4 protein-coding genes and 1 tRNA gene are annotated in these 3421 nt (G+C 47.3%); 4 read left to right on the top strand and 1 reads right to left on the bottom strand.

Features of this window, described 5'->3' with window-relative positions:
- From RMO79_RS21085 to RMO79_RS21075, 3 genes are all read left to right on the top strand, one after another.
- Positions 1 to 571, top strand: a 571-nt coding sequence (locus RMO79_RS21085; protein ID WP_310485229.1) for a M23 family metallopeptidase, incomplete at its 5' end; no start/stop codon positions are given.
- Positions 572 to 862: 291 nt separating this feature from the next.
- Entirely contained in the window at positions 863 to 1423 is a 561-nt protein-coding gene (locus RMO79_RS21080) for a late competence development ComFB family protein (RefSeq protein ID WP_310485228.1), read from the top strand.
- Between the two features lie 17 nt (positions 1424 to 1440).
- Complete coding sequence (locus tag RMO79_RS21075; RefSeq protein WP_396136649.1) at positions 1441 to 2226, top strand: SAM-dependent methyltransferase; 786 nt, start codon at positions 1441 to 1443, stop codon at positions 2224 to 2226.
- 75 nt (positions 2227 to 2301) lie between these two features.
- Here the strand turns inward: RMO79_RS21075 and RMO79_RS21070 are convergent.
- Positions 2302 to 2378, bottom strand: a tRNA-Met gene (locus tag RMO79_RS21070).
- 176 nt (positions 2379 to 2554) lie between these two features.
- Between RMO79_RS21070 and RMO79_RS21065 the strand changes: the two genes are divergently transcribed.
- The coding region (locus RMO79_RS21065) for an FAD-dependent oxidoreductase (RefSeq protein WP_310485227.1) at positions 2555 to 3421 on the top strand (867 nt) is incomplete at its 3' end.

The following is a 3421-nucleotide window of genomic DNA, read 5'->3' as shown; positions in this document are numbered from 1 at the left end:
TGGTACGACTACCGTTAAATTTCCCGTCGCCAATCGCAAATTTGCCATCCAGCGGATTAATTTCTCTCCTGGTAAGTCTGGAGTCGAAGCAACAGAACTAGAACTCAAGCAAGTAGCCGCTTTTAAAGCTACCGTCAGTCCCACCAAACTCTGGAGCGGCAAATTTATCGCCCCTAATTCCGGCAGAACTAGTTCTCCTTACGGCGTGCGTCGTTATTACAATGGCGAGTTTGCCACAGATTATTACCATCGCGGTTTAGACTATGCAGGCGGCTATGGTTCTGCGGTTGTGGCTCCAGCAGGTGGCAAAGTTGTCTTAGTCGGTTACGAGAAAAAAGGCTTCCGCGTCCACGGTAATGTGGTAGGTGTAGATCACGGTCAGGGTTTAGTCAGTATCTTCATGCACCTGAGCAAAATTAGTGTCGAAGAAGGGCAACTGATCGCTGCTGGCGATGACATCGGTGCGATCGGTAATACTGGTTCTTCTACTGGCCCTCATCTACACTGGGGATTATACGTCAATGCCGTCTCTGTCGATCCAGTTCAATGGCGATCTCAATCGATCGAATAGGGGATAGGGAATAGTGAATAAAATCCCCTCCAAGGAGGGGTGCCCGACAGGGCTACTGGTCGGGTCACCCGCCCAGTGGGGTGGGTAAGATCTCCGCATCTCACTAACTCCTCCCACACCCCCCACACCTCCCACACTCCCCGTCCTCCATGTTTATCTTGTCCAATTTTCGGGGAATAATGTAGATAGATGATGGTTTGCAAGCGTTAGTAGTAGGAATTGGGGCACAAAGCTCCTTCATTCAAAACCATTTACAGCGCGCGCACTGACGACTTACAACTTATTTTAATAATGAACATTCAAGCGATCGTAGAACATGCTCTAGACGAAGGCTATCTGACTCCTGCAATGGAAGCTGAGGTAGGACGGATCTGTGATAGTGCTGCCGAATTATCAGTAGAAGAGTACATGGCACTCGATCATCTGATGGGCGCACTATTAGCTGGCGAAGTGGTAACGGTGCCGCGCAAACAATTTATTAATGTGATGGAAGAATTGGTAATTACTGAGACAATCGCTCAGATTACCGCCATCGAACTCAACAACGACGTACAACTAGATGTTGGCGATATTGCTGCTTATGCCCTCAATAGATTACCACCCCTGTATGCTACTACCGAAGAAGGCGCAAGCTATCAACGCGAACGCGCTCAAAAGGAACTTCAAAATTTAATTACCCAACAAGTCGAATCGGCAATTACCCAAAATCTCAATCGCCCAGAATTTTTCCCCGAACGTCAGGCAATTGCCAAGCCTACTGGCGACGAGGTTGTCAAACAGGTAAGCACTCTCTTACAATCTTACGCACCTCAATTTGAAGCTCAAAATCATGCTGTCGGGGCGAATAAGTAACTACGATTACACCTGTAATGAAATGCCCCAACTGTCAATCCACCAAGATTCGGAAGCATGGTTTTTATCGAGATAAACAACGGTATCAATGTAAAGATTGCGCCCGTCAATTTGTCGAACATCTGACTCCGCATCTCCATCAGCAGGCGAGTACTGGCGTAGAAGATGGCATCGATCGATACATCAAGTCTATCTCTACTCCTGCTGATGATACGCTCATTAATTTACAACAAGCCACGTTAGAGTATCCCCTCTCGCAAATGCAGCCGACTCTAGCACAGGCTCAGCTAATCGCCATGTTATTGCGATCGACTCAAGCTGTGCGAGTATTAGAGCTAGGCATTTTTAGTAGCTATTCTACCCTGGCAATCTCGCTAGCATTACCTCCCGCTGGGCAACTAATTAGCTGTGGCGTAGCCGGGAAACATCTCGATATCGCTCGTAATTGCTGGCAGCAGTGCGGCGTTGCCGATCGCATTGATTTCCACATCGGCACTGGTTTAGAGCTGTTGGATGAGCTACTGGCTGCCAATCCGGTGATGTATTTCGACGCGATCGTTATCTCTGGACTCAAGTATCAATATCCACAGTACTACGATCGGGCGATCGAGTTGTTGCGCCCTCAGGGGTTGACGATCGCTACAGACGTATTATGGCAAGGACGAGTATTAAATCCCGATACCTACAATGACGAATTTACCGGGGGTTTGGATCTGTTCAATCGTCAACTAGCCACCGATCCTCGCGTTCGGGTGACTGTACTACCGATCGGTGATGGGATGTCGATCGCGACTAAGCTCTAGAGATGGGAGATGAGAATTTAAATACTTTGCTACGCAAAAAGCCACAACCCTAAGGTCGTGGCTTTTTGTTTCAGTTGGTGGCGGAGACTGGATTTGAACCAGCGACCTTCGGGTTATGAGCCCGACGAGCTACCAGGCTGCTCTACTCCGCGTCGTGTTTTTCACTCAACTTATTTAATATAACACCACTTTTTTATAAAGGCAAGCTTTGGGGGAAATTATTTTGAGACGGGGGTGGGAATGAGTTTTAATCCAAAATCCATAGAGGATGCACAAGTGCTTAAAAAATCTTAAAATCTGTAAAGATACAAAAAACAATGAGATAGATATGCGGGTTGCGATTGTTGGTGCGGGATTGGCGGGATTGGCTACCGCTGTCGATTTAGTCGATGCTGGACATGACGTAGAGATTTTTGAGTCGCGTCCTTTCGTCGGTGGTAAAGTTGGGAGCTGGGTGGATGCTGATGGCAATCACATCGAGATGGGTTTGCACGTCTTCTTCAACAACTACGCTAATCTGTTCGCACTAATGCAGCGGATTGGGGCGACTGATATCTTTTTACCCAAAGAACACGTTCACAATTTTGTCAATGCGGGTGGGGACATTGGGAAACTAGATTTCAGATTTTTCCTGGGCGCGCCTTTTCATGGCTTGAAGGCATTTTTTACCACCGAGCAATTAACGATCGTCGATAAGCTTCGCAATGCACTAGCTTTGGGTACTAGTCCGATCGTGCCTGGATTAGTCAGTTATGAGATAGCAATGAAGATGATTCGCGATCTCGATCGAGTCAGTTTTGCCGATTGGTTTCGATCGCATGGCGGTAATAACCATAGCTTACGCCGGATGTGGGATCCGATCGCGCTGGCGTTGGGGTTTATCGATACCGAAAATATCTCGGCGCGTTGCATGTTGACGATCTTTATGATGTTTGCGTCGAAAACCGAAGCCTCAAAGCTAAACATGTTGGTCGGTTCGCCTGCTGAATATCTGCTCAAACCGATCGTCGATTATTTAGAATCTAAAGGTACCAAAATTCACACCCGCAGTCAATTGCGAGAAATTAAATATACAGGCGAAGGCGATAATATTCACATCGATGGCTTTGCGATTGCCAATGGGGAAAATGTTGAAACAATTACGGCGGATGCTTACGTCTGCGCGTGCGACGTGCCGGGTATTCATCGCATTATA

The organism is Chamaesiphon sp. VAR_48_metabat_403 (assembly GCF_031422475.1).
Taxonomy (GTDB): Bacteria; Cyanobacteriota; Cyanobacteriia; order Cyanobacteriales; family Chamaesiphonaceae; genus Chamaesiphon.
This window is presented reverse-complemented; position numbering and strand designations above follow the sequence as displayed.

Coding starts and splice junctions, on each gene's coding strand:
- RMO79_RS21080 (WP_310485228.1), top strand. CDS start 863: ATGAACATTCAAGCGATCGTAGAACATGCTCTAGACGAAGGCTATCTG.
- RMO79_RS21075 (WP_396136649.1), top strand. CDS start 1,441: ATGAAATGCCCCAACTGTCAATCCACCAAGATTCGGAAGCATGGTTTT.